The organism is Corynebacterium sp. HMSC08C04 (assembly GCF_001807495.1).
GTDB lineage: Bacteria > Actinomycetota > Actinomycetes > Mycobacteriales > Mycobacteriaceae > Corynebacterium > Corynebacterium simulans.
In genome coordinates this window covers 1-1134 of record NZ_KV789213.1, presented here as the reverse complement: position 1 = coordinate 1134, position 1134 = coordinate 1, and the positions used below count along the sequence as shown (strand labels likewise).

The following is a 1134-nucleotide window of genomic DNA, read 5'->3' as shown; positions in this document are numbered from 1 at the left end:
GTTCAAGGCGTCACTGTTCGTCGCGGTCAGCCCATACTCAGGGCTGATGTATGTCACGGCCGCTGCGAACGAGAAGATGCCGGCGTGGATTGAGTGCCATGTCAAAGCGTTGAACTATCTTGGCAAAGTACCAGCAGTCATCGTGCCGGATAATGCTTCTACGGCAACTTATCGGCCGAAGAAGAACTCTACATACCGGATGGTCACTGACCGCTACGCAGCGTTTGCAGACTATTACGGGATCACGATCGTGCCGACCAGGCCCGGCAGGCCTCGTGACAAGGCAGCGGTAGAGCGTGCCGTGAAAATCGCTTACACCAAAATCCTGGGCTACTTCAGCAACGAGGTCTTCTACGACCTCGATGAACTCAATGAGGCGATCGCTTGCCGTCTTGCCGATATCAACAGCGCAATGACGCGGCCTGATGGCTCAACACGGCGCATGCGCTTTGATCGAGAAGAGGCACCAATGATGCGGGATCTTCCGCCGACGCCGTTTACGGAAGTGTCTTATAAGCGGCTCAAAGTCGATCGCAACTGGCACATCACCTGTGACTACCAGTACTACTCAGTGCCATTTCAGCTGGTAGGAGAATCGGTAACAGTCAGGCTCACCCCGCAACTAGTAAGCATCTTCAGCGGGGAGCAGCTTGTTGCTGAACACACGCGCCTTCACGGATTCAAATACCGGTATTCCACCAACCCTCAGCATGGGCCATGTGGCGATGATGAAGGCCACAAGGCGCTTACCCGTGACGAGCTTTTGGCTTGGGCCTCGTCGTTCGGGGCAGCAACGCACGCAGTCATAGCGATGATCCTCGACCGCAATAGTGCCGCCATCCCCCGCGGACTCATCCAGGCACGCAACGTACTGGCCAACCTGGGCAAAAAGCACAACAAAGCCACCCTAGAGCCTGCATGCCAACAGGTCGTGGACAAAAAGCTGGCCCCAACGATGGCTGTGATCAAACGCCTCCAGACTGACATTGCCCACGCCCAACAACATCCCGGGCAACCAGGGCCAAAAACACAGCCTGTAGCCAAGCGCCAACCACGCCCAAGTACCCCGCTTACCGGTGAGGTGGCCGATGCCGTCTTTATCCGGCCTGCTGACCACTACGAAAACTAGAAGGA

Annotated in this window: 1 protein-coding gene; it reads left to right on the top strand. The window is 56.4% G+C overall.

Annotation, left to right across the window (positions count from 1 at the left end; translation table 11 throughout):
• Window positions 1-1129: Mu transposase domain-containing protein (locus HMPREF3169_RS06980; protein WP_070456023.1), on the top strand; the 1129-nt coding region annotated here is incomplete at its 5' end.
• Window positions 1130-1134 lie beyond the last annotated feature (5 nt).